This is a genomic window from Patulibacter sp. NPDC049589, assembly GCF_040675535.1.
Taxonomy (GTDB): Bacteria; Actinomycetota; Thermoleophilia; order Solirubrobacterales; family Solirubrobacteraceae; genus Patulibacter.
The window spans coordinates 1-4075 of sequence record NZ_JBFAPC010000279.1 but is presented as its reverse complement, the minus strand read 5'-3'; the positions used below and the strand labels follow the sequence as shown (position 1 = coordinate 4075).

Here is a 4075-nt window from a genome sequence, read left to right as displayed (position 1 = left end):
CGCCCCGCGGGCGAACACCGCGCAGCACCCGCTCGGGCCGCCGCCCCCGGTCCCGCCGCCCGCGACGCCGCCCTCGGGTGGCCGCCGGCGCTGGCCGCTGTTCGCCGCGGCCGGGGTCGGGCTCGTCGCGATCGTCGTGGTCGCGGTGCTCTTCCTGCAGGGCGTGTCGGGCGAGACCGGCGGCGCCGGCGACCCCGTCGCGGCCGTGCAGAAGCTCGCCGACGCGGTGTCCGGCGAGGACCCCGCCGCGGCGCTGGGCGTCGTCGACCCCGTCGAGGCGCGTGCGCTCTCGAAGATCGTCGGGAAGGTCCGCGACGAGGTCGGCAAGGGCTCCGACGTCGTCCGTTCCGACGGCGGCGTCGCGGGCACCGAGGTCAAGATCGACGGGCTGAAGCTGGAGAAGGAGGACCTGGGCCACGGCGTCGCGAAGGTGCGGATCGCCGCCGGGACGCTGCAGGCCAAGGCGATCGCCGCGAAGCTCCCGCCCGGCCTCGGGATCGGCCGGGACTCGTCGGCCGCCGTCGGGGTCGACGACGCACGCGACCGCGACATCGACCTGTTCCTCATGGTGCGCGAGCGCGGGGGACGCTGGTACGTCAGCGCCTCCCTCACCGCGCTGCAGTACCTCGTCGAGAGGAACGACCTGCCGCAGCCGGACTTCGCCGCGCTCGACGACGCCGACGGCGACGCGAAGGGCCCGGAGGACGGCGAGCAGCTCGTGCAGCAGGTGGCGTCGATCGTCACCGGCAAGGACGTCTCCGGCGCGATCGCGCTCGTCGCACCCGACGAGGCGGGGCCGCTGCGCGCCTACCGCGACGCGCTCGAGTCGCTCGCCAACCGGATCGACGGCGCGCTCCAGGTGGAGGTCGCCTCGGCGGACGTGGAGGAGCACTCCGCCGGCGACGGCAAGGTGCGGCTGGAGCTGCAGCGGGCGCAGGGCGGCGGCTCGGTCACCGACGGCTACGACTCGTCCTCGTCGGCATCGGTGACGGTCAGCGGCCTCTGCCTGTCGGCCGACGGCGAGGGCGCCGGCTGCGCGAACGAGCTGCGCGAGCGCTTCGGCATCGACCGTGGCTTCGTGATCGCCGACAAGCAGGACGGACGCCTGCGCCTGGACCCGATCGCGACCGTCGCGTCCTACGCCGAGCGGGTCGTCGACCACCTCGGCGGCGCCGGGCTCAAGCGCGTCCTCGGGGTGCTGCCGAAGGCCGGCGGCACGATCACGTCGGGCACCGAGGTCACCGGCCACCTGGACGACGCGGGCGTCGCGGTCCGCCAGTACCAGGCCGACGGTCCGCAGTACGTGGCCGTCGACTCCGACCGCTACACGACGATGGTCGGTCCCGGCAACCGCATGGCGCCCGTGATCGACCGGACGAGCGGGACGACCGTGTTCCGTCTGCCGGCGGCGGGGACGTGGAAGGTCGCCCCGGCGAGCATCGACTTCCGGGCCGGGGAGTTCCGCCTCGGGCTGCGCAGGCTGGAGCCCGGGACGGCCACCGGCTCGTCCCGGCTGACCGCGCCGCTGCCGAAGGTGGGCCCCGTCGCGCTGTACGAGATCCCGGCGCCCGGCGCGGCCGAGACGCTGGACTTCGCGTCGGAGGGGAACGCCTCGGCGCGGTTCACGGACTCCACCGGCGATGGGTACTACTCGGAGGAGTTCGGCGACGGGCTCTTCGGCCCCTCCCTGCTCCTGACGACCGACGTCGACGAGCCCGACCGCGACCCGCCGTCGTCCACGGCGAGCGCCTCGACCTACAGCGGCGACACCCCGGAGGGCGGGAAGCACCTGCTCGTCATCACCGGGGCGCCGGGGTCGACGGTCAAGGGCACCGTGAAGACCGAGACGTCGAGCTACGGCTACTAGGGCGGTGCGGAGGGCGGCCCGCTCCGCTCAGCGTGTGTGGGCCGTCCAGGTCGTGCCGTCCCACCAGCGCTCGACGCCGGGGGTGCCCGCGGGGTCGGGGTGCCAGCCCGCGCCCGGACCGGCGGCGACCGCGCCGGTCGCTCCCGTGGCCTGCGCGACGGGCTCGACCCGCACGGCGGTCCGCAGGGTCGTGGCGATGCCGATGAGCAGGAGCAGGGCGGCGACGCCGATGGCGATCCACAGAGCGATGGTGCCCCAGGCGAACCACTGGCCGGTGCCGAACTGCTCCCCGCTGCTGTCGATCGTGTACGGCAGCTGATCGGGACCCACGAAATAGGTCCAGGCGAACACCCAGCCGGTGGCTCCGAGCAGGACGACGTCGGAGAACGCGCCGCGTGAGACGAGGGCGACGACGGCGACGACGACGAAGACGATCGCGGCGGCGATGCCGAGCCCGAAGAGCCAGCGACCGGCGGTCCCGATGTACGTCCACCGGTGGTCCGTGGCGGCGAGCACGATCTGCGAGATCACGAGGAGCAGGCCGGCGATGACGCTGATCACGGCGCCGGAGGTCGCGGCACCGGTGGAGCGAGGACGGCTGGCGGCGGAGCTCATCGCGGCGCCTCCCCGTGGTGCAGCGGTGGGCGGGAGCCTGGTGGGACGAGAGTCATCGCCGCGCCATCATGGCGTCCGGCCGTCGATCGGGCAACCGCCGCGTCGCGGGTGCTCGCGACCGCGGGCCGGCCGGGGGACGACGCCGGGGTCCGCTCGGTGATCGCGTCGCGGTGCGCGAATCCCACGCCCCAGGGGGCCGCCACGGCGATCGCGACGGCCACCCGCCGCCCCCACGGACGCCGGCGGCCGGCCAGGCGGGCCCGTCGCCACGCGTCGCCGAGCGGCTCGCGCCCGCGTCGAGCGCCGGCGAGGCCGACCACGCCCGCCGCGATCAGCGCCACCGCCACGACGGGCCACACCGCGTTGAAACGCAGCGCACCGTCCAGGTCGCCCCGCGCGGCGGCGGCCAGCGCCCGCGTCCCGCCGCAGAACGGGCACGGCAGGCCCGTCAGCAGCCGGAACGGGCAGATCGGCGGTCCGTCGGACCCGACCGCGGCCTCGTAGGCGGCGGGCAGCGCGAGCGCGGCGACCCCGAGCGCGACGGCCGATCCGGCCAGGCGCGCCTCGCGTGACGGCGCGGCGGTGGCACGTTCGGCCATCCGCGCAGTGTACGTCGCACCCGGAGGCGACTATCGTGCGTCGCATCGTGTGGCCGGGTCCTCCGGCGTCCCCCCCGTTCCGAGCCCGATGAGCGACCAGAAACCACCTCCCTCCGGCGACCCGCTCTGGCACGGTCGTGCCCGCGAGGGCGAGCCGCCCGACCCGGGCTGGCAGGCGCCGCTGCAGCAGCCCCCGCCCGGCTGGGGGCCGCCGCCCCAGCAGCAGTGGTCGCCGGACCCGTACGGCCAGTACGGGCAGGCGCCGCCGTCGTCGGGCTCGGCGACCACGGCCCTGGTGCTCGGCATCTGCGGGATCGTGCTCTGCCCGCTGGTCCTCTCGATCCCGGCGTGGATCATCGGCAAGAACGCCCGCGACGAGGCCGAGCGCCTCCCGGGCCGCCCGAACTGGGGCAACGCGAACGCCGGCTACATCCTCGGCATCATCGGCACGATCCTGGGGATCGTGGCGGTGGTGATCGTCGTCATCTACCTCGTGGTGATCGCGGCGGCCGTCGACTCGATCGACGACTGGGACACCTACTGATGCCGCAGGTGCTCCCAGCGGCGCGCGGGGACGCCGTCCTGGTCGGGGAAGAGCGGGACGACGCCCCGGCGGATCGCCTGCACGGCCAGCGCGGTGCGGGACGACACGCCGAGCTTCTCCATCGCCGTCGCCAGGTGCGACTGCACGGTGCGCGGCGACAGGTACAGCCGGGCGCCGATCTCGCCGTTGGTCAGGCCCTCGCAGACGAGGCCGGTGATCTCGAGCTCGCGGGCGGTCAGGTGCTCGGCCGGCCGCTCGTGCGCCACGGCGGTGCGGGGGTGGGCTTCGAGGAGGCTGGTGCTCATGGGTCCATCCCACCGGCCCGGGCGCCGCGCTCCCAGGGGCCACAGGGGTGTGCCCGCCCACCCCTCCGGCGCGGCGACGGCACCCGTCGCGGCCGGGTCCCGGCGGCCGCCGGGCACGTCCGGCGGGCCGGCGTGGGGCCTGTCC

4 protein-coding genes and 1 pseudogene are annotated in these 4075 nt (G+C 75.6%); 2 read left to right on the top strand and 3 right to left on the bottom strand.

All coding sequences use genetic code 11. From position 1 onward, the window contains the following. Positions 1-1867, top strand: a pseudogene (locus tag AB0L40_RS26965) (hypothetical protein); the annotation flags it as partial. A 27-nt stretch (positions 1868-1894) separates the two neighbouring features. Here the strand turns inward: AB0L40_RS26965 and AB0L40_RS26960 are convergent. After that, positions 1895-2482: a DUF2510 domain-containing protein gene (locus AB0L40_RS26960; RefSeq protein WP_364361765.1), complete on the bottom strand. Its 588-nt coding sequence runs from the start codon at positions 2480-2482 to the stop codon at positions 1895-1897. Beyond that, the gene (locus AB0L40_RS26955; protein WP_364361763.1) at positions 2479-3081 is read right to left on the bottom strand and encodes a DUF2752 domain-containing protein; all 603 of its coding nucleotides are present in this window, start codon (positions 3079-3081) and stop codon (positions 2479-2481) included. The genes AB0L40_RS26960 and AB0L40_RS26955 overlap by 4 nt, the downstream gene beginning before the upstream one ends. 88 nt (positions 3082-3169) lie before the next feature. On the opposite strand from AB0L40_RS26955, the gene AB0L40_RS26950 reads away from it, so the two are divergent. Beyond that, positions 3170-3625, top strand: a complete 456-nt coding sequence (locus AB0L40_RS26950; RefSeq protein WP_364361761.1) for a DUF4190 domain-containing protein — start codon at positions 3170-3172, stop codon at positions 3623-3625. Here AB0L40_RS26950 and AB0L40_RS26945 read toward each other — a convergent pair. After that, positions 3619-3930 (bottom strand): response regulator transcription factor, encoded by a 312-nt coding sequence (locus AB0L40_RS26945; RefSeq protein ID WP_364361759.1) that lies wholly within the window; start codon positions 3928-3930, stop codon positions 3619-3621. The two genes, AB0L40_RS26950 and AB0L40_RS26945, sit on opposite strands and share 7 nt — an antisense overlap. Positions 3931-4075 lie beyond the last annotated feature (145 nt).

What these genes read in the sequence shown, in the direction of transcription:
- AB0L40_RS26960 (WP_364361765.1), bottom strand. Translation starts at nt 2,482, where the DNA reads ATGAGCTCCGCCGCCAGCCGTCCTCGCTCCACCGGTGCCGCGACCTCC.
- AB0L40_RS26955 (WP_364361763.1), bottom strand. Translation starts at nt 3,081, where the DNA reads ATGGCCGAACGTGCCACCGCCGCGCCGTCACGCGAGGCGCGCCTGGCC.
- AB0L40_RS26950 (WP_364361761.1), top strand. Translation starts at nt 3,170, where the DNA reads ATGAGCGACCAGAAACCACCTCCCTCCGGCGACCCGCTCTGGCACGGT.
- AB0L40_RS26945 (WP_364361759.1), bottom strand. Translation starts at nt 3,930, where the DNA reads ATGAGCACCAGCCTCCTCGAAGCCCACCCCCGCACCGCCGTGGCGCAC.